12 protein-coding genes and 1 pseudogene are annotated in these 21,097 nt (G+C 69.9%); 9 read left to right on the forward strand and 4 right to left on the reverse strand.

Annotated elements, in window-relative coordinates:
• The 4 genes and pseudogenes from D7V77_RS43820 to D7V77_RS22205 form a co-directional block, all read left to right on the forward strand.
• Nucleotides 1-295 (forward strand): annotated as a pseudogene (locus tag D7V77_RS43820) (hypothetical protein); the annotation flags it as partial.
• Nucleotides 296-333: 38 nt separating this feature from the next.
• Nucleotides 334-930, forward strand: coding sequence for an RNA polymerase sigma factor (locus D7V77_RS22195; protein WP_169821016.1), 597 nt, complete (start codon nt 334-336; stop codon nt 928-930).
• Complete coding sequence (locus D7V77_RS22200; RefSeq protein ID WP_120578290.1) at nt 927-1,727, forward strand: tol-pal system YbgF family protein; 801 nt, start codon at nt 927-929, stop codon at nt 1,725-1,727. The genes D7V77_RS22195 and D7V77_RS22200 overlap by 4 nt, the downstream gene beginning before the upstream one ends.
• On the forward strand, nt 1,724-2,920 hold the full coding sequence (locus tag D7V77_RS22205; protein ID WP_120578291.1) for a hypothetical protein: 1,197 nt from the start codon (nt 1,724-1,726) through the stop codon (nt 2,918-2,920). The genes D7V77_RS22200 and D7V77_RS22205 overlap by 4 nt, the downstream gene beginning before the upstream one ends.
• Here D7V77_RS22205 and D7V77_RS22210 read toward each other — a convergent pair whose 3' ends face one another.
• Nucleotides 2,921-3,502 carry a dihydrofolate reductase family protein gene (locus D7V77_RS22210; protein WP_233597153.1) on the reverse strand — a complete coding sequence of 194 codons (582 nt, stop codon included), beginning with the start codon at nt 3,500-3,502 and terminating at the stop codon, nt 2,921-2,923.
• An 11-nt stretch (nt 3,503-3,513) separates the two neighbouring features.
• Nucleotides 3,514-4,377: a formyltetrahydrofolate deformylase gene (purU, locus tag D7V77_RS22215; protein WP_120578292.1), complete on the reverse strand. Its 864-nt coding sequence runs from the start codon at nt 4,375-4,377 to the stop codon at nt 3,514-3,516.
• A gap of 120 nt (nt 4,378-4,497) precedes the next feature.
• On the opposite strand from purU, the gene D7V77_RS22220 reads away from it, so the two are divergent.
• Genes D7V77_RS22220 through D7V77_RS22240 form a run of 5 tightly spaced genes read left to right on the forward strand, consistent with a single transcriptional unit; the run spans nt 4,498 to nt 14,773 of the window.
• On the forward strand, nt 4,498-5,370 hold the full coding sequence (locus D7V77_RS22220; RefSeq protein WP_120578293.1) for a TIGR02587 family membrane protein: 873 nt from the start codon (nt 4,498-4,500) through the stop codon (nt 5,368-5,370).
• Nucleotides 5,367-5,753, forward strand: coding sequence for a hypothetical protein (locus D7V77_RS22225; RefSeq protein WP_120578294.1), 387 nt, complete (start codon nt 5,367-5,369; stop codon nt 5,751-5,753). Before D7V77_RS22220 ends, D7V77_RS22225 begins: the two co-directional genes overlap by 4 nt.
• Nucleotides 5,754-5,777: 24 nt before the next feature.
• Nucleotides 5,778-8,480, forward strand: a complete 2,703-nt coding sequence (locus D7V77_RS22230; RefSeq protein ID WP_120578295.1) for a carboxypeptidase-like regulatory domain-containing protein — start codon at nt 5,778-5,780, stop codon at nt 8,478-8,480.
• 49 nt (nt 8,481-8,529) lie between these two features.
• A complete protein-coding gene (locus D7V77_RS22235) occupies nt 8,530-11,781 on the forward strand; it encodes a carboxypeptidase-like regulatory domain-containing protein (protein ID WP_120578296.1) in 3,252 nt (1,083 codons plus the stop codon).
• Between the two features lie 58 nt (nt 11,782-11,839).
• Entirely contained in the window at nt 11,840-14,773 is a 2,934-nt protein-coding gene (locus tag D7V77_RS22240; RefSeq protein ID WP_158624462.1) for a carboxypeptidase-like regulatory domain-containing protein, read from the forward strand.
• 74 nt (nt 14,774-14,847) lie between these two features.
• On the opposite strand, the gene D7V77_RS22245 is transcribed toward D7V77_RS22240, so the two are convergent.
• Together D7V77_RS22245 and D7V77_RS22250 are read right to left on the reverse strand one after the other, a co-directional pair.
• Nucleotides 14,848-16,665 (reverse strand): hypothetical protein, encoded by a 1,818-nt coding sequence (locus tag D7V77_RS22245; RefSeq protein ID WP_120578298.1) that lies wholly within the window; start codon nt 16,663-16,665, stop codon nt 14,848-14,850.
• A gap of 18 nt (nt 16,666-16,683) precedes the next feature.
• Nucleotides 16,684-20,904: a M4 family metallopeptidase gene (locus D7V77_RS22250; RefSeq protein ID WP_158624463.1), complete on the reverse strand. Its 4,221-nt coding sequence runs from the start codon at nt 20,902-20,904 to the stop codon at nt 16,684-16,686.
• Nucleotides 20,905-21,097 lie beyond the last annotated feature (193 nt).

Consider the following 21,097-nt stretch of genomic DNA (forward strand, 5'->3'; position numbering starts at 1 on the left):
GGAGGGCACGGTGGGCCTGGGGGCGGGTGTCGCGGGCTTCTGGCGGCGCACGGAGGCGCGGGCCGCGGAGGTGGAGCCGGCGCCCTCTCGCAGGGTGGTGGCTTTCGTCGTGGGGCCGGCGGTGCGGGTGGCGTGGCGGCTGGGGCCGGCGCTCGCGTTGGAGGCGGCGCTGTCGGGCGAGGTGCTCCTGGGACGCCCACGGCTGGGGTACGCGGTGGATGGCGGCTTCGTGCTCCGGGAGGACGGTGCGTCCGTGCGTCCCCGACTGGGCGTGGGGATGGTGATTTTTCCGTGAGCACCGATGACCCGAATGGGCGGCGTCCCTTCTCCTTGATGGGCATGAGGAGCTCGGGCTCACATGCGACCGTCGCGCCCCGTGGCGAGGACGCCCGGCTGACGGCGGCCATGCGGGGACAGCGCGACGCGACCGAGTCCCTGCTCCTGGAGCTGCTGCCGCGCGTGCGCAACCTGGTGCGCTACCTGGTGCGGGGGGACATGGACGTGGAGGACATCGCCCAGGAGTCGCTCATCGCGCTGGTGCGGGGCCTGCCCACCTATCGCGGCGACGGGCGTTTCCACGGCTGGGTGGACCGGGTGGTGGTGCGCACCACGTTCGCGTGGCTCAAGCGTTCACGCGGCCGCGAGGCCCGCTACAGTGGGGACCCGGTGGAGTTGTTGGCGGTGCCGTCCGACGAAGCGCCGGCGGACGAATATCTGCACCGCCGTCACCTGGTGACGTTACTGGACAGGTTGTCGACGGAGCAGCGGCACGCGCTGGTGCTGCACCACGTCCTGGAATTGAGCGTGCAGGAGATTTCGACAGAGCTGGGAGTCCCCTTCGAGACCGTGCGCAGCCGCCTGCGCCTGGGACGCACCGCCTTGCGCGCGCTGGCCTCGGATGGCGAGGCACCCGAGGGGGAGTCGTCATGAGCCCCCGCCCCCCCGACGACGGTGACGGTGAGCCGCTGGACGACCTGCTGCGGCCCCTGGACAACGGCAGTGGGCCCGCGCGGCGGCTGTCCCGGCAGCGTTCGAGCGCGCTCGTCCAGGCGGCGTTGGACGCGGCGCTCCAGCAGGCGCCGGAGCCGCCGCGAAGACGCAGGCGGCCTCCCGTGTGGTTGATGGCGGGCGCGGCGCTCGTCTTCACCGGGGCCGCGGCCGCCGCCGTGTGGCGCTATGCGCGGCCCGCGCAACCGCCCCCGCAGGTGCTGACGCCAGCCGTGCCGGAGCCGACGCGGATGGCCACGCTGGAGCCGGTGCCCCTGCCCCCGCCCGCGCCGCCCGAGCCCTTCGTCATCGAGCATCCCCGGCCGCTGCGTCCGAGCATCACCGTGAAGGAGTCGTCGAAGCCGGAGGACCTGCTGCGGCAGGCCAACGCGTTCCGTTCGGCGGGGAATTGGAAGGAAGCGGAAGGGCTGTACCTGCGCGTCATCCGCGCGGAGCCGTCGTCGCTGGCGGCGTACGTCGCGCGTGTGGCGTCGGGGGCGCTGCGGTTGGAGCACCTGGGCGACGCGCGAGGCGCCCTGCGCCAGTACCAGGACGCGGTGCGGCTGCAACCCGGTGGCATGTTGGATCCGGAGGCGCGCCACGGCGTGGCGGAAGCCCACCGCGCCCTGGGCGACACGGCCGCGGAGGCCCGAGCGCTGGGTGAGTTCCTCTCGCTGCATCCGGACTCGCCGCTGAGCGCGGCGTCGCGCGCGCGGCTCCGGGAGCTGTCGCCGCAATGAGGCTCCACATCGCGGGGTTCGTGGCCTGGACCGCGCTGCTGGGTGCCGGGTGCACGGTGGATGATCCGGTGGCCACGCTGCGTTCACCCGACGCGGGGACCGACGTTCCGGATGAATGGGCAGCGCACTGCGAGGACAGCGGGCCTCCGCTCCTGCTGGGCAATCCGGCAGCGGGGCCTCAGGTGTGCAGCGGCCAGCTGGCGCAGACGCTGTTCCGCCGCGCGGCGTGTTCCTGCGAGGGACTGTCCCTCAGCGCCCCCTTCACCGTGGATGCGTTCCGAAGCTCGGCGGGCCCCTACGCTCCCGGTGGCACGGGCGGCGACGTGGGCGTGAACGGAGTCCTGTCCGCGAACGACCGCGTCACGGTGGGCGGCTTGCTCCAGGTGGGGGGCGTCCAGCTGAGCAGTCCGCTCACGGTGGGCGGCGGCCTGGACAGCAACGGTCCCCTCTCCGGCCCAGGAACCTCCGCCACCGTGACGGGTGACGCACGGGTGAATGGGGACGTGGGGCTCGCCGCGCTCACCGTGGGCGGCGTGCTCACCGTCCCTCCGGAGTTCTCCCCGGGCCCTGCCCAGGCGTCGGAGTTGCGCCGTGAGCCCGTGCCCGCGGTCATCCCCTGTGACTGTGCCGAGGGTTCCCGCTTCGACCCGGCCGCGCTCATCGCCCACCACACCGTGGACAACGACAACGCGGCCATCGGCCTGGACCCGGCGACGCTGACGGACGTCACCGGCGAGCGCGTGCTGGAGCTGCCCTGTGGCCGCTTCCTGCTGACGCGCATCGCGGGGCCGGGCCGGGCCACGCTGCGCATCCGGGGCCGCACCGCGCTGTTCATCCCCGGTGGCGTGGACCTGAAGGAAGCGCTCACCGTGGACGTGCAGCCTCCCGGCGAACTGGACCTCTTCCTCGCGGGGGGCTTCATCGTGTCCGGCGACCTCACGCTGGGGTCCGCCGCCCTGCCCTCGCGGGTGCGCGTCTACGTGGCGGGCTCGCAGGCGTTGGACATCTCCGCGGGCAGCACGCTCGCGGGCAACCTCTACGCGCCCCAGGCCCAGCTCAACCTGAGCGGCAACGCGGAGGTCTTCGGCTCGCTCTTCGTGCGTCACCTGGAGGCGTCCGGCGCGGTGCAGGTGCACCACGACGCGGACGTGCTCGGCGCGGGCGCCGCGTGCCCCGCCGGCCAAGCGGGATGACTATCTTCTCGGCTCATACCTCATGGCCATCGCCCCCGAGGCGAGCTCCAGTCGGCTCACGAGCCTCAAGTCGAGAGGCTTGGACAGCCCCGCGAACAACGTCGGCCCGTGGCCCGCCAGCCTGGGATGCACCACGAACTCATACTCGTCGATCAACCCGAGCTCCGCCAACGCCAGCGGGAGCTTCACGCCTCCCACGAACAGCCCCTTCCCCGACTCCCTCTTGAGCTGTTGAACAGCCGTCCCCAGGTCCCCGCGCACGAGCTCCGCGTTCCAATCGACCCGGTCCAGGGTGCTCGACACGACGTACTTTTTTGCCGCGTCGATCGCCCGGGCGAAGGGGTCCGTCTGCTCAGGCCCCGCTCCCGCCCCTGCCTGCGGCCGAAACGCTTCCTCCATCATTTCGTAGGTCACCCGGCCAAAGAGGAGGGCATCGGCCCGTTCGAGGTTCTCGACCGCGTGACGGTGCAGATCTTCGTCCGCGAAGCCCGCACGATGATCACAGCAGCCATCCAAGGTGACGTTGATGGAATACCGAAGAGGTCGCATTGCGTGAGCGTACCGCCGGTCGGCGGTCGTCACCACCCGCCAGCTCAGCGGAACACGACGGTCTTGTGGCCGTTGAGCAGGATGCGGTGCTGCACGAACCACGTCACCGCGCGGCCCAGCACCACGCTCTCCACGTCGCGCCCCATCGCCGTCAGCGCCTCGGGCGACAGCGTGTGGTCCACGCGCTCCACGTCCTGTTCGATGATGGGTCCCTCGTCCAGGTCGCCCGTGACGAAGTGGGCCGTGGCGCCAATCAGCTTCACGCCCCGGTCGTAGGCCTGCTGATACGGCCGCGCCCCCTTGAAGCTGGGCAGGAACGAGTGGTGGATGTTGATGAGCCGCCCGCGCAGCGCATCACACGTCTCCGCGGAGAGGATCTGCATGTACCGGGCGAGCACCACCAGGTCCACGCGCTGTTCGCGCACCAACTCCAGCAGGCGCGACTCCTGCCGTTCCTTGTTCTCCGGCGTCACCGGCAGGTGGTGGAACGGAATGTCGTGGGACGCGGCCAGTTGGTAGAAGTCCCGGTGGTTGGAGACGATGGCCGGGATCTCCACCGGCAGGATGCCGCTGCGGTAGCGATACAGCAGGTCGTTCAGGCAGTGGCCAATCTTCGAGACCATCAGCAGCACGCGGGGCTTCTCCGCCGCGTCGTGCAGGTGCCACTCCATGGAGAAGCGCCCAGCGAGCGCCCCGAAGGCCTCGCGCAGCGCCGCGGGCTGCGCCTTCCCCTCTTCATCCGCGAAGTGCACGCGCATGAAGAACAGCCGCGTCTGCGGGTCGCCGTACTGGGCGCTGTCGAGGATGTTGCAGCCGTGCTCGGCGAGCCAGCCGGAGACAGCGTGGACGATGCCGCGCTGATCCGGGCACGACAGCGTGAGGATGTATTGGGCGGGACGCTCGGTCATGGACGGCGGCGATTATAGCCCCGCGGGTTGACGGCTCGTCCCCAGGCACGGCGGGGAGTGTCCGGTGTCATGCGAGGGGCACTTCCCTCTCCAGGAACCGAACCTAGACTCAGGCCTGAGATGGCCGACAGTCTCCCAGCCGACGCAGCCCGCCGCCGACGACCGGTGTCGGACTCCCTGCGCGAATACGGCCGGGGCATCGCGGGAGGCCTGCTCTTCAGCCTGCCGCTGCTCTACACGATGGAGGTGTGGTGGGCGGGCTTCACGTCCCATCCGGCCAGCGTGCTGGGCTACCTGCTGGCCACATACGTGCTGCTGCTCGGATACAACCGCTACGGCGGCTTCCGCCGGGACGTGTGCTGGTTCGACGTCTTCACCGACTCGCTGGAGGAGCTGGGGCTGGGGCTGCTCGTGTCGCTGGGGGTGCTCGTGCTCATCGGCCGCATCGGACAGGGCACGTCACTCCAGGAAGCGGTGGGCATGGTGGTGGTGGAGGCCGGCACGGTGGCCATCGGCGTATCCGTGGGCACCGCGCAGCTGGGAGGCCAGCACCGCGAGGAGAACGAGGACGAGGACAAGAAGCGGCTGGAGTCCGCGGATCACGTCCCCGGCCAGCTGGTCATCGCGTTCTGCGGCGCGATGTTGTTCGCGGCCAACGTGGCGCCCACGGAGGAGATCGTGATGATCGCCGTGGAGACACCGCCCTGGTGCCTGCTGGGGCTCGCCGTGCTGTCGCTGCTGCTGGGCGGGCTCATCCTCTTCCAGAGCGACTTCACCCGCGCGCACCGCTTCACGCGCCGCCGCCTGCGCCGTGACGTGCTGGCGGGCACGTTCGTCACCTACGCGGTCGCGCTGCTGTCGAGCACCTTGGTGTTGTGGTTCTTCGGCCGGTTCAACGGCAACGGCCTGAGCGTCTGCGTGGCGCAGGTGGTGGTGCTGGGGCTGGCGTCGACGCTGGGGGCTTCGGCGGGGAGGTTGCTCATCCAATCATGAAGACGAACTGGAACTGGCTGGAGGGCGTCGTCTTCATCGCGAGCTGCATGCTCATGGCGTTGGTCATGGGCTACCTGGCGGTGGACGCATGGACGACGGGCAGCGGCCCGCCGGACCTGACCGTGCAGGTGGGCGCGCCAGTGGCCAGTGAGAGAGCCCGGGAGTGGCGGGTGCCCGTCACGGTGACGAACCACGGCGACACGGCGGCGGAGGAGGTCCGCGTGCGCGTGTCGCTGCGAGGCGGCCGCGAACCGAAGGAAGAGGCGGAGTTCGTGCTGGCGTACGTGCCGCGCCACTCGCAGCGCGAGGCCTGGGTCGCCTTCCGTGAGGACCCGGCTCCCGCGGGCGTGGAGGCACACGCGGTGGGCTTCGCCACGCCCTGACACCCGCTGCTATCCTGGACGTGCATGCGCTCCAGGAAGACGTGGTGGTGGGCCGCCGTGCTCGTCCTCGGAGTGGGCGTGGCCGTGGTGTGCTTCCGGGAGCCGCGAGGCGGTGACTCCTCCTCGAATCCGCATGTTCGTGCTGCGGAGACACAGCAAGCGAGAGCGCGATTCGCCCCACTGCTGGCTCCGCACGCGGAAGGCTCGCTGCGCATCACCGGCGTCGTGCGCGATGCGCGCGGGCCCGTCGCGGGCGTGCAGGTGTCCGCGTCCCGCGTGGACGCGGACACGCTGTCGGAGCGCCCCTGTCCTCAGCAGCCATCGGACCACCGGCACGCCTCTCCGTGGCTCCATCACGGGAACTGCTGCTTCGTGGAGATGGCCGCTGGGTTCGCACGCTGGGTGGAAGCTCGTGAGGGTGAAGCGCCTGTGGTCGCGCAGACGCTGACGGCGGACGACGGCACGTTCGTGCTCATGGGCTTGTCCGCCGGGGCCTTCACCCTCTGGGCCCTGGGTGACACGGGCGCGACCGTGCGGCCGGGCATCCCGGCGGGCAGCGACGCGGTGCTGCTGCTGCTGGAGCCGGGCTTCTTTTTCTCCGGCAGGGTCGTCGAAGAGCTCACGCGGGCGCCTGTTCCCGGCGCCCAGGTGACGTTGATCCACGAGGACGGGTCTCGATTCTTCGATGCGCTCACGGACGCACAAGGGCGCTTCCGGGCCGGGCCCCTTCCCGCGGGCCGCTACCTGAAGGTCGCGAGCGCGAAAGGATGGCGGACGAAGTCCTTCGACGACGACGACGTCTGGAGAGACGCGGACACGGACGTGACGCTCGAGCTCCAAAGGCGGACACGGCTGGAAGGACTCGTGCTGACACCCGAGGGACTTCCCGCGAGCGGCCTGGACGTCCATCTGCGTCCCACGGAGGAAGGAGGAGACACGTCGAGCACCCGGACCGATGCACACGGCCGGTTCGTCTTCGAGGAGGTCTCCGTTGCTCCGCAGGAGCTCTGGACCCAAGCCAGGGACGGGACCACCCATGGCGAGGCCTGGGTGACGCCTCCCGGGAACGTGGTCCTCCGGATGAAGCCATCCTGGTCCATGGAGGGGACCGTGAGGGACGAACAGCACAGGCCCCTGGCTGGCGTGCGTCTGCGCGTGAGCAGCCATCGACTGGGCGGCCAGCCCCCTCCCGCGACGCTGACGGATGCGGCGGGCCGCTACCGGCTTGGATTGCTGCTGAACCCCGCGATCAACCTCGAATTGATGCGCGAGCACTACATCGACAGACTCGAGCCCGTCAGCCTTGGGAAGGCCCATGAAGGACCGTGGGACTTCACGCTCACGCGGGCCCAGCAGTTCGAAGGCAGGGTGGTCGACACGGAAGGACTGCCGCTCGCGGGTGCGCAGGTGACGCTCGACATGACCCACGATGTGCCTGAAAGGCTCTTCCGCTCGCACTTCCCCGAGGATGGGATCGCCGAGTCGGACGAGACAGGCCACTTCTTCGTGGACAGCGAGAGGAAGGGCTCCGGCCGGGTGCTTGTCACGGCCCGGGGGTTCCGCTCCGTGCTGCTCCCCGTGGAGGTCCCGTCAACAGGGGTCCGGGTGGTGATGAGCCGCGGCGCTTCCGTGTCCGGCGAAGTCCTGGATGCGACGGGACGCCCCGTGTCCAACGCGAAGGTCTGGCTCTGGAACACCGCGCCGCGGAGTGGAGACGCCCACCGCGCCGACGTGGACGCGCAGGGGGCCTTCTCCCTGGGCGGACTGGAGCCAGGGCACTACGTCGTGGAGGCCCGGCTGCGGACCCCAGGCATCGAGCGCGCCGTGTCGCAACCCCTGGACCTGGAGGAACGGACACAGGCCACCGTGTCCCTGCGCTTCCAGGAAGGGCGCACGGTGCGGGGCATGACGGTCGACAGCGCCGGGCAGCCGGTGCCTGCCGTCCGGATCCAGGCCTGTCTCCTCCTGGAGGACGTCCCCGCGTGGCAGACGGATGCCCCTGACTGTTTCCCCGGCGGAGAGGGCGGCATCCTCTCCGGACTGGATGGCCGCTTCGTCTTCAAGCACCTGACGGCCCCGGCATACCGGCTCATCGCCTGGAAGGAAGGCGAGGCCTTCGCGCCTTCGCGCTCACGAGGCGGGACGCCCGATACCACCGCCCTCCTCGTCACGGCAGGGAAGGAGGACGTCCGGTTGGTCCTGGAGCGCAGACCGCGCCTGCGAGGACAGGTCGTGAGCGACAACGGGACGCCGCTGCCCTGCGAGGTCCGGGAACGCTCCCCGTGGGTCCATGCTCCGGACGGGACGTTCAAGCTCCCACTGCCAGAAGATGGGCCTGCGCGCATCCAGGTGCGGGCGAAGGGATTCCTGGATCTCCAGCGGGAGTTCGTCGTGAGTCCTGGCACGGACATCGACCTGGGAACGCTCCGGATGAGCCGGGGCCGCACGGTACGCTTCAGGGTCCTGGATGAAGCCACCCGCGCACCGCTCGCGGGCGTCAGCGTCGGGTTCGATCCTCTCAGCGACCCACTGACTCCGCTCGGCCACGCGCTGCCATCCCACTACGGGAACCTGGACGCGGAAGGTGGCATTGCATTGGAGGGAGTGCCCTTCGAGAGAGCCTCCTTCTTCATCAGCGTGCACACGAACGCGGAGACCGAAAAGGAGGTTGTGCTGGATGCGACGCAGGAGACCGTCACGGTGCTGGTGCCTGGCCCGGAACGTTGAGTGAGGCGAACGGCTATCGTGCGACTTCGGATTCGAGGAGACGCGGCGCATGCGGAGGGGAAAGCAGGCAATAGGCTTCACGGTCGCGGTCGTCGTCGGACTGTTGCTCCTGGGCTTCTTCGTCCTGCGCGAGCATGGGAGTGCTCCAGGTCCTGCGTCCCAGCACTCCACCAAAGCCTCCCGATTCGTCACCGGCCCCCATGCGAAGCAGGCTCCCGCCACGGGAAGCCCGCGCATCACCGGCGTCGTGCGCGATGCGCGCGGGCCCGTCGCGGGCGTGCGCGTGTTCGCGTCCCGAGCAGAACCCGAGGTCACGCTGTCGGAGCGCTCCTGCCCTCCTTCCGAGGATGCACCCGCTGAATCTCCGCCCCGGCTGATGGAGTGCTGGAACGAAGCCTTCGATGAGCTGGTGGATCAGATCGGCAAGCGTGAAGGAGAAGCCCCCACCGTCGCGGAGACCCTCAGCGCGGAGGACGGCACCTTCGCCCTGGACGGACTTCCCGACGGAACGGTCACGCTCCAGGCCTCCAGCGGCCTGAGAGTGGCGATGCTCCCGGACGTGGCGACGGGTCAGCAGGACGTGGTCCTCGTGCTCGATGAAGGCCTCTTCTTCGAGGGCGCGGTCCTGGACGATGTGCTGGAAGGCAAACCCATCACGGGTGCCCGCATCACCGTCTTCACCCGGGAACACACGCGATTCTTCCCCGCGACCAGCGGCGCGGATGGACGCTTCCGCATCGGGCCGGTACCGCCGGCCGACCATGGCATCCTCATCACGGCCCCGGGGTTCAGTCCGCTCCTTGAAATGGAAGCGGATCCGCTGAAGGACACCTTCGTCCTGGATCGCCCCGCGAAGTTCGCGGGCACGGTCGTGACGGCGAAGGGAGCTCCCGCACCCGGCATCTCCGTCCGCCTCCACACCCCCAGCCTCGCCCCTGAATCGCGCACCACCCTCACGGATGCGCGGGGACGCTTCTCCTTCCCGTCCAGCGAAGGCGTGCTCGCCCAACTCTTCGCGGAGACCCCGGCGCGCGACGGCTTCGCGACCCTCGGGACCGAGCCGCGCGAGGACGTGGTCCTCACGCTCGGGCCCGGCATGTTCCTCCAGGGCACCGTCAGCGACGAGAGCGGCAACCCGATTCCCGGCGCCCGGGTCGAGGCCTTTCGCCTCGATGAGGACGCACCGTCGCAGCGACGCAAGACTGTCACGGATGCCCGGGGACATTACCGGCTGGGTCCCCTGTTCCGGCTGCCGCATTTCGTGGCGGCCCGCGCCGAGCGCCACGTCGACAGGACAGAGGAGCACGAGGAGCCCGAACAGACCGAGGTGTCGCTCGACTTCACCCTGCCGCGTGCTGTCTCCGTGGAGGGCGTCCTCGTCGACGAAGCGGACCAGCCGCTCGCGGGCCTCGAAGTCCAGCTGCGTCCGGGCGTGGCGCCGAGGCTCTCCCCCTACCTGGGCGTCATCACGGACTACACCGTGACGGACGAAGCCGGACGCTTCCTCCTGGACGCGAAGGAGGCGGGCGCCGCGTGGCTGGACGTCAGTGGCACGAACTTCATTCCCCAGCGCGTCAACGTGACGCTTCCGTCGAGCAAACTGCGGCTGGTGCTGCGCCAGGGCGCGAGCGTCGCCGTCACCGTCCTGAGCGCGGCGGGGGCGCCGGTGCGGGACGCCCGGGTGACGCTCTGGCAGCGCGACGCGCGCGGAGCAGCCGACCATGCCGGCGGCACCGACGCTCGGGGCCAGGTCACACTCCAGGGTGTTCCTCCGGGCAGGTACGTGGCGGAGGCCCTCATTCCAGGAAGGGCCGTGGACGTCCATGCCTCGCAATCGCTGGAGGTCCTGCCGGGAGAGGCGCCGTCCGTGACGCTGCGGATGGAGGAAGGCCGGACCCTGCGGGGCGTGGCCGTGACGTCCCAGGGCCGGCCCCTGTCTGGGGTCCACATCCGCGCGAAAATCCTGGACGCGGACCGCCCCCTCTACCGTAGCGACCAGCACGGGTTCAGGGTGGAGCGGCGCACCGAGGGTGTCCACACGGATGCCGAAGGCCACTTCCTCCTCCGCTCGCTGAGCGCCTCCCGCTATGAGCTCACCGCGTCGCTCCAGGAGCATTTCCTGGACGCCCAGTCCTCGCAGGGCGTCCGTGCTGGCGAATACGAGACCGCCGTGGTGGACCGGGACACAACGGAAGTCCGCCTGGTGATGCGGCGCATCCCTCATGTGCGGGGCCGGGTGGTAGCGGAGGGCGGCGCGAGGCTGGCGTCCTTTGTCGTGAACGACGCCGAGTACACGGACCCGGATGGCCGCTTCGACCAGCAGCTGATCGAAGTGAGCGGCCCCCAGCGGATCGTGGTGCAAGCCCGCGGGTTCGCGCCGGTGGACCGCACCGTCACACCGGACGGAGAAAGCGACCTGGACCTCGGCACGCTCACGCTGACGCGAGGGAGGACCCTGAAGGTGTTCCTGCGCGAGGCAGCGACGGGTGCGCCGTACACCGGACGCGTTCGCGACGATTCAGGCCAGGAGACGACGGTGGCCGTCAGCTATCACGTCGAAGAAGACGGCGTCGCGGACGGCCCGTCCTTCCGGGTGCCGACGCAAGCCGTGCCCTCGAAGGACGGCTCGCTGCTGCTGGAGCAGGTGCCCACCACGGCGTGCACGCTCGAGGTGGACACCGAGCTCCACCTGCCGCTGCGCGTGACGGTGGGCGCGGAGGTGGAGCACCTCACCCTCTCGCTCGAGAAGGGCGCCCGCGTGACGGGCCACGTTCGCGACGCGCAGGGCCAGCCCGTGAAGGCCCAGCTCATCTTCACGCGTCCCGACGGCTCGGAGTTTCGACGTAAGCCCCGCCCGGGTGACTTCACGCTCGCGGTCATTCCTCCGGGGCTCTACACGGTGGATGTCTGGCCGGAGGAGCGGACGAATGAAGTCATCTTCCAGCCCCGCGTGGTGCGAATCCCCAGCAGTGGCGACGTCACGCTCGAATTCGACGCCCTGGGCGCGGGCACCACCGTCACGCTCCGGCTGCCTGAGGATGTCGACACCGCGTTCCTGCTGTCCGGACGGGCCCCCACTCCCAACAACAGCAGGGCCTTCGACTACCTGATCCATCAGCAGCACCCCTTGACCGAATGGACCGGCACGTCCGTCACGTTCCGCCGTGTGCCCGCCGGCCACTACACCGTCATCGCGGGCAACCGCGGCCAGGAGCGCATCCACCGCGAAGAGCTGGACGTGCCCGCCGAAGGCACCGTGTCCCGCGACGTGAAGCCGGTGTGGATGCCCCTCGCGCGCTGACTCACGCGCTATCCTGCCGCGCATGGGGAACGGCAGACCTGGGGGATTGAAGCCTTGGATGGGAGGAGCCGCGCTGGCTGTCGTCGCGCTCCTCGCGTTCCTGCTGTGGAACACCCAGGCGCCTTCGTCCGTGAAGGACTCGCCCGTGACCACGGTGTCGTCCGCGCAGAAACCCGTGGCCCGGCCGACACGGGTGACCACGCCCCCACGTCCCGCGGGAACCGCGCGCATCACGGGTCGCGTGCAGGGAACCCATGGCCCGGCCGCGGGCGTGCGCGTCTCCGCGTCCCGCGTGGAGCCCGGGGTCACGCTGTCGGAGCGGTCCTGTCCCAATCCTTCCGGCCAGGACGACGCACGGGCTCCGGCCCTCAAGAGCGGCGCGTGCAGCTTCGACTCCGAGCGCATGCAGTGGGAGTCCGTGGAGGCCCGCGACGGCGAAGCCCTCGTGTTCGCGGAGGCGGCCACTGACGAGGAGGGCCGCTTCGTATTGGAGGGATTGCCCGAGGGCCTCATCACGCTCTGGGCCCTGGGCGACACGGGCGCGGTGTCGCAAGGTGGCGTGGCGGTGGGCTCGAACGACGTGACGCTGACGCTGGAGCAAGGCGTCCTCTTCGAGGGAACCGTCACGGACACGGACCGGAAGACGCCCATCCCAGACGCGCGGGTGACGCTCGTCTCCCGCTGGCATACGCGCTTCTTCGACGCGTCCACCGACGACGAGGGCCGCTTCATCGTGGGCCCCCTGCCCCAGGGCGACTACGCCGCCTTCGTCACCGCCGAGGGCCGGTCCCCGTGGTTCCAGCCGGAAGTCGAATCACCCACCGCGATGACGACCGTGGTGCTCGCACGTGTGCTCGCCCTGACGGGACAGGTCCTCTCGGCGGAGGGCGCGCCGGTGCCGGGCATCCTGGTGCACCTCGAAGGCGACACCGCGACGGCGTCCACCCAGCGCACCACGACCGATGGAGAGGGACGCTTCCGGTTCACCGCGCCCGCCGTCCTCCACCAACTCACCGCGGAGGCCGGGGGCGCGTTCGCCACACTGGACGTGACACCACCCCTGGAGCACGTGGAGCTGCGGCTCCAGCCCGGCGTGTTCATCACGGGCACGGTGCGAGACGACGCAGGCCACCCCATCTCGAACGCACGCGTGGAGACCTACCGCGAGGACGGCGGTCCCGTCGCCGCCGAGGCAACCACCGTGACGGACGCCGCGGGCCGCTACCAACTGGGCCCCACGCGTCCCGGGCCGCATACCTTCCGGATCCTCGCGCCCCACCACCTGGACGTGGAGCTGCAGGCCCAGAAGCTCCAGCAGGGCATGGCGCCCCTGGACTTCACGCTCCGGCGCGCGCAGAGCGTGGAGGGCCGCGTCGTCGACACGTCGGGCGCTCCGCTCGAGGGCATCCTCCTGTCGCTGTCTGGCAGATTCGGCGACGGTGACGGCATCGACTCGGGTGGCGCCCTGCGCTCGGATGCCACCGGGCACTTCGTCCTGGACGTGAAGCGCGCGGGGACAGGTGAGCTGTCCGTGGAGGATCCGTCCTTCCAGCCTCAAACCCTCGCGGTGCGCGTCCCCTCGCGGGATGTCGTCGTGGTGCTGGACCGGGGCGCCTCCGTGTCCGGCACCGTCTCCGATTCGCGAGGGCTGCCGCTGCGGGGAGCCACCGTGACGTTGGGGACGGAGGCGAAGGAGGACACGCCATACGAAGAGCCGCGTCAGACCCTCACGGACGAACAGGGCCGCTTCCAGCTGCAAGGGATTGCCCCAGGCACCTATCTCCTGGGGGCCGTCGTCCAGGGAGACCTGATGGACGCGTCGGTGTCCCAGTCCATCACCTTCAAGGCGCGTGAACACCGGGACGTGTCCCTGCGCCTGGAAGCAGGCCGTGAGCGCTCCGGCATCGCGGTGGATGGGAAGGGCCAGCCGCTCGGGGGCGTCATCCTCATCGCGGTCTTCCTCGATAGCGATTCATCCGATCCGCGAGCCACCGATGACGAGTGGCCTCCCGGCCTCCGCACGGGCCCGGACGGACGCTTCACCTTGCGCGGGCTCGTGGCTCCTCGCTACGCGCTGATGGCCCAGCTGCCGGGCTACACCTTCCGTCCCAGGCGCTCCCAGGGAGGAGAGCCCGCCCCGGAGTTCGGAGGCATCTGGGTGGACTCCAGCGAGGCGCCCCTCCAACTCGTGCTGGAGCGCGACGGACGCATCCGGGGCCGCGTCGTGGATCCGGGAGGACAGGCCGTCACCTCGTTCAAGGTGACGGGCACGGACCTCAAGGACTTCGAACAGTCCACCGGGTTGCCGGACGGTGCCTTCGTCGTCCCATTCACCGCCGCGGGCCCTACGCTCCTGACCGTGACGGCCCCCGGCTTCATGCCGCTGAAGCGCCCCGTGAACCTGACGGAAGGAGTGGACCTGGACCTGGGCGCGCTGACGCTCGACCCCGGCTGGACGCTGCGCCTCGCCGTCCACGACGCGGAGACGGGCGAAGCCCTGTCCCAGTTGGAATCCTTCCGCGCGACCATCACCGAGCCAGGAGACTCCGACATCGCCCGTGCGATGGCGCGTCCCCGAAACGTCTCCCTTCGCGACGGCGTCTACACCCTGTCGCAGCTGCCGCCCCCGCCCTTCACCCTGGCGCTCCACAGCCGCAACGCGCGCCCCTTCGAGCAGGAGGTGACGGCCCGCGTGGACACGCTCACCGTGGCGCTGGACCGCGCCGCGACGGTGAGGCTCCTGGCCCGGGACACGAACGGTACGCCCCTGCCCGCGCTCGTCTCGCTGAAGGAGGTGGGGAGATTTCCCATGACCCGCTACCAGGACTTCGCCCCGGGGGGCACGCTCGTCATCCGGGGCGTCGAAGCCGGCGAGTACCTGCTGGATGCACGCGCCGCCGACCCGGACGAAGGGCCCCGCTTCACGCCCCGGAAGGTGCTGATTTCCCCCCGGGGTGACGTGACCTTCACCGTGGAGGCCGCCCCTCCGTGAAGCCACGCGGCCCCCAATGAAAACGGCGGCCTTCCCTGGGGAAGGCCGCCGCTCTCACTGCTTCGGGCTCCGGACTACTGAGCGGTGGTGATGGTGCCCACCGCCACGTTGATGGTCTGCAGCGAGCCGGAGGCCGGCAGCGCGTGCGCCTTGAGGACGGTCAGCGGCACCAAGGTACCGGCCGGCGTCTCGGCGGTGGCCTTCACGGTCAGCGCCACGGACAGCAGCGCGCCGTTGTACGCGTGCGCCGGAGCGCCCTTCTGGTACACGCCCACGCTCAGCGTGCTGCCCTTCACGCCCGACTTGAGCAGCTGGGGCGCGGCGCCAAGGTCGTAGCCAGCGTTGGCCACGTACTCGGTGCCGTCCACGGTGGACCAGGCCGCGGTGGCCGCATCCAGCCCCAGCGTCAGGTCCGCGCCGCGGCCGGACTGGCCCGTGGGGCCCACCAGGTCCAGCACCAGCGTGTTGCCCGAGGACAGGGTGGCGTTGCGAACCAGGCGCCAGCCCGTACCCGTGGGGTCCACGTACTTCACCGTGCCGGCGACGGGCACGGTGATGGTGGCGGAGTCCTTCTTCGACGCATCCGCCACGCTGGTGGCCGTCACGGTGAACGTGCCCGGCTTGTTCGGCGCGGTGTACACGCCCGCGCTGGTGACGTTGCCGTTGGCCGAACCACCCTCCACGGCCCAGGTCACCGCGACGACGGAGGTGCCCGTGACTTCGGCCGTGAGGTTGACGGAGGTCCCCTGGTCCACGGTGGCCGTCTTCGGAGAGACCGTCACCGCCACCGTCGGGACGACGATGTCGCCCACGGTGAGGGTGGCCGAGTCGGACTTCGTCGGATCCGCCACGCTGGTGGCCGTCACGGTGAACGTGCCCGCGCGGCGCGGCGCCCGGTACACGCCCGTGCTGCTCACGGTGCCGTTGTCGTCACCGCCCACCACGGACCACTGCACCGCGACGTTGTTGGTGCCGGTGACCTGCGCGGACAGCGAGAAGGCGGCATCCTGCGCCACCGTGCCCGTCTTCGGAGTGACACTCACCACCACCGTCTCGACGACGACGGGGTCCACCCGGATGGTGGCCGTGGCCTTCTTCGCCGGGTCCGCCACGCTGGTGGCCGTCACGGTGAACGTGCCCGTCTTCTTCGGCGCGCGGTACACGCCCGTGGTGCTGACGTAGCCGTTCGCGTCGCCACCCTCCACGGACCACTGCACCGCCAGGTTGTTGGTGCCGGTGACCTCGGCCGTCAGCTGGACCGTGCCATCCCAGGTGGTGGTGCCCGACGAGGGGCTCACCGTCACCTTCACCTCCCCGACGACGACCGGCTCCACCGTGATGGCGGCGGAGCCCTTCTTCGTCGGGTCCGCCACGCTGGTGGCCGTCACGGTGAACGTGCCCGGCGTGTTCGGCGCCGTGTACCGGCCCGTGCTGCTGACGGTGCCGTTCGCGTCGCCACCCTCCACGGACCACTGCACGGCCGTGATGGAGGAACCGGAGACCTCCGCCGTCAGGTCCGCGACGGTCCCCTGCCCGATGGTCGCCACCTCCGGCGTCACCTTCACGATGACCGTCGGAGTCGGGACTGCCTCCACCTTGACGGTGGCCGAGTCCTTCTTCGAGGTGTCCACCGCGTTGGTGGCCACCACGGTGTACGTGCCGGCCTCGGCCGGCGCGGTGTAGATGCCCGCGCTGCTGATGGTGCCGTGGGAGTCGCCTCCCTCCACCGACCAGAGCACGCGCGGTTCCTTCGCGTCCTTCACCGAAGCGCTGAAGGTCGACTTCTCACCGGCCTTCACCGTGACGGTCTTCGGAGTCACCGTCACCGGCCCCGTGTCGGGGTCGGAGCAGGCCGCCAGCGCCCCAATCAGGAGCGGAACAATGAGCTTCATCCACGTTTTCATGGGGGATTACCGTCCGAACTGGCTGACGAAGAGGGTGATGTCGTTGTCGTTCACAGAGCCGGCGCCGTCGAGGTTGGTCTCCTCGGAGCCGTTGGTGCCGTAGTCCTGCGCGAGCAGGCCCATGTCCTCTCCGTCCACGACGTTGTCGCCATTGATGTCGCCCGTGTAGACCTGGATGGCCGCCACGGCCTTCGCCGTCGGTACCACGACGCTCGCCGCGGACACGTGGCACAGGCCACGGGCCACGGGCGCGGCGTAGACGCCGTCCGCGCCGACGGTGCCGCAGACGCGGCCCTCCGCCACGGACCAGCTCACCGCCGTGTTCACCGCGTTCGCCACGTTCGCCTGCAGCGCGACGGAGTTACCCACCGGCACCACGAACTGCGCCACCACGAACTCCACCGTGACGGGCAGGAGCGTGAAGGGGGTGCTCGCCTTGGACCAGTTGCCGTAGGCGTCGTACGCCACCGCCTCGAGGATGTGCTCCCCCGGCGCCAGCGGAATCGGGAACAGCGGCAGCGTGTACGGCTCGTACGAGGTCCGGCCCTTCAGCGCGCCGTCCACGTAGAACTCCACGTACGCCACGCCCGTGTCGTCGGTGGCCTCGGCGCGCATCGTGTAGGTCTCGAACAGGCCCTCCACGCTGGCGGTGATGTGCGGCGCGCCCTGGTCCTGGACGGTGGAGTTGCGGACCTCGAAGGTCACCGTGCGCTCCGTCGTGTTGCCCGCCTTGTCCGTGGCCGTCGCCTTGAACGTGTGCGGGCCGTTGGACAGGGTCTTCGTGTCGAACGCGGTCGCGTAGATGCCCTGGACGTCCGTGAAGGAGCTCACCGGGGCGTCATCCACCTGGAACGCGAGGCTGGACGTCCAGACGTCGTCGCTCACGGTGGCCGTGAGCTGCACCGTCCCGTAGCTGCCTTCGACCGCCACGGCGAGCGTGGGGGCCTGGATGTCCGCCTGGGTCGAGGTGACCAGGTTGACGTCGTCCACGAAGTACTGGGTGACTCCACCCGGGATCTGCGGGGCCGCCGTCTGGTCCGCGTCGAAGAACAACTGCACCGTCTGGCCCTTGTACGCGGTCAGGTCGAAGCGGTGCTGGCGGTACTCCCCGCCGGTGTCATCCACGTTGGAGAGCGTCTTCAGCGTCGCCAGCTCGGTGCCGGCGGAATCCCGCACCTTCGCGCTGATGGTGTGGTGGGGCAGGCCGTCGGAGAACGCGCCGTTGTACATGCGCAGCCAGAAGCTGAAGATGGCCGAGGTCGCGGTCGCCGGGATGGCCACGGACTGACGGACGGAGTGCCGCGCCGGACCCGCGTTCGTATAGAAGACGTACATGCGGCTGCCCGTGTGCGCGAAGGACGCGCTGGACAGGATGCCCGTCGAGCCCGACTGCGTCGTCGCGCTCGTCCAGCTCCCGGTGGTCTCGAAGCTGGGATTGAGCACGCGCTGGGTGGAGGTGGTGTCCACGTAGAACGTCACCGCGGGAGAGTCCCCCACGTTGCCGTCCGCGTCCGTGGCCCGGGCGACGAGCGTGTGCGGACCGGCCGTCAGCGTGGAGAGGTTGACGGCCCGGGTGAACGACTTGACCGAGTTGCCCAGCGACGTGCCGTCGACGAGGAACTCCACCGCGTTGACGAAGCCGTTGTCGGACACGTCCGCGAAGTAGCCCACGCGCGTGCCGGAGAAGACCACGCTGGCCTTCACCCGGGGCGCCTCGGCATCCGCCGCGCGGATGACGCGCAGCGAGAAGTCATCCGCCTGGAAGTTGGTGGCGAGCGAGGCGTTCTCGCTGCCCTCCAAGAAGATGCGCACCGTCTGGCCCGCGTAGGCCGTCAGGTCCAGGCTCTGCTGCGCATAGCCCAGCGTCGCGTCCAGGTTGGACCACGTCGCCACCGTCCCCAGCACCGTGCCGGAGGTGTCGCGCACCTGCAGCGTCAGCGTGTCGCGCACCGCGGTGGTCGTCGTCTCGGCGGTGCTGATGTTGAGGAAGAAGGTCAGCGCGGCCTTGGTGACGCCGGCGGGAATGGTGACGTCCTGCCACAGCCGGTCGACGTGCGTCGTGCCATAGCCGTTGAGCCACGCGAAGCCCTGGCCGTTGCGCGGGCCGGAGGCGACCGGGAAGTTGATGTTCGACGGCTCATCCGTCCAGCCCAGGGTGTCCTGTTCGAAGCCCGGGTTGATCAGGAGCTGTTCGAAGCTGTTGGAGACGGTGAAGCTCGCCGGAGCGGACGCGGTGGAGTTGCCGGCCGCGTCGAACGCGACCGCCACCAGCGCGTGGGCGCCGTTGGTCAGCGAGGTGGCGTCCAGCAGGAGCTGGAACGGCTGGGCGGAGACGTTCCCCGCCAGGGCGCCGTCGACGTAGAACTCCACGCGGGCCACGCCGACGTTGTCGTCGGCCTGCGCCTTCAGCTGGATGTCAGGCGCGCTGCCAGAGACGCTCGCGGTGACGGTGGGGGCCGTGCGGTCGTCGTACGTACCGGCGGTGTAGCCCACGTTGATGGCCGCGAAGGCGTTCTGCACCGCGCGGTACTCGTTGGACTGGGAGCCGAAGAGGTCCGCCGCGGCCTGGAGGCTGCTGGTGCGGGCCGACAGGTAGTTGGACGACGGGAACAGGTAGACGGTGAGCGCGCGGTACCAGATGGCCGCCGCCTTGTCGTTGCCGATGCCCCTCATGCCCGCGGGCAGGTAGGTGCTGGAGAAGTCGGTGCTGATCGCCAGCGGCTGCACGCCCTGGGACAGGAAGTAGAAGGCGCGGTTCATCGGGCCGCTGCTGTAGTGCACGTCGATGTTGCCAAGGCCCGGGAACCAGGCGTCCACGCTCGCGCCGTCCAGCGACGGGCGGAACATGATGCGCAGCGGGAACGCGCTGAGCTGCTCGCCCATGAGCCAGTTGCCGCCGGTGTCACCAATGGAGCTGCCGCGGCCGTTGGCCACCCAGAACTCCGTCAGGGCGCCGAAGATGTCGGAGCTGGACTCGTTGAGGCCGCCGGACTCGCCGTCGTAGATGAGGCCGGCCGTGTGCGAGGTGACGCCGTGGGACATCTCGTGGCCCGTCACGTCGAGCACGCCCAGGGACTTGAAGCCGCCGGCGGCCGGGAACGAGCCGTCGCCGTAGCTCATGCAGAAGCAGCCGTCGCTCCAGAAGGCGTTGTTGTAGAGGTTGCTGGCGTGCACCCGGTTGTAGGTGGGCGAGCCGACGCCGTCGATGCCGTCGCGGCCGAGGATCTTCTTGTAGAAGTCCCAGGTCGCCAGCAGGCCGAAGTGCGCGTCGACGGCGGCCGTCTGGCCGTTGGTGCTCAGGGTGTTGTTGGCACCGACGATGTAGTTCTGCCCGTCGCCCCAGACGTTGTCGGCGTCCGTGTAGAGGGTCAGCGTGGGCACGACGCCGTTCTGCACGGCGGCGTGGTTGACGTCGTAGGTCCGGATGCCCTCGCCGCCAGCGCGCGTGACGTCGCGCAGCTCGAAGAGGCCCTGGGCGTTCTGGAAGACGTCCAACGGGACGTCACCGCTGTATTGCGAGTGGCCGAGGCCCTTGGCGGCGGCTGTCTGGAGCGAGTTCCACTGCTTCAGCACGTCGCCCGACTGCGCGTCGATGATGAAGTCCGTGTGCTTGACGCCGTCCTTCGCGTTCTCCAGCTCGGTGTGCACGTGGTACGCGAGCCGGTAGGCGACGACCTGCGTGTCGAAGTCCGCCGCGTTCTGCTCCGCGACCGGCTTGCCGGGGTAGCGGTTCACGAGCCGCGTCTGGGGATAGACGATGAGCTCGCTCTTCGGCGTGACGGCGAGCTCGCCCTTGGGCGCCAGCTCCTGGGTGGCCTTCGCCGCCGCGGACTTCGCGTCCAGCGCGGGCGTCACGCCCAGGCGGATGCCCTTGCGCAGGCCTTCGGTGGTGATGCGGATGTCCCCCGCGGACAGTCCCTGGTGGGTGATGGCCACGGCGCCCCACACGGGGATGCCCTGATACGTCTGCTCGAAGCGCGCGTGCGTCTGGCCAAAGGCGTCCGTGCTGGAGCTGGACAGCTGGAAGTCGTCCCGCGAGCTCAGGCCAAGCTGGAGGCTCTGTGCCTTGAGGCTTGCCAGGGACTGCGCCACACGCGCTGGCTCCCGGACCTGGAGCTGCATCAGCGTGGAGGGGGCAACAGGGGTGAGTTTCTCAGCCGCGAGGGATGAACTCGCCGAAACGAGGCCGGCGAGGAGCAGAGGCCACTGGGGCCACGGCTTGGGCATGGAATTGACTCCACAGCATGCAGGGGAACTCCCGCCGGCAGCACCCATGGGGGCGTGCTACCGCCGGAAGGATCACGCTCATGGCGGAGGGGCTGGACTGACTCAGACCTTTACCCCCCGTGGGTTCCACGTTCAGCGTAATTGTCCGCCAGTATACAGCGTCCACATCCCAAGGAAATGGGGGGGGACCCTG

The sequence above is a fragment of the Corallococcus sp. CA041A genome (assembly GCF_003612075.1).
Classification (GTDB): domain Bacteria; phylum Myxococcota; class Myxococcia; order Myxococcales; family Myxococcaceae; genus Corallococcus; species Corallococcus exiguus.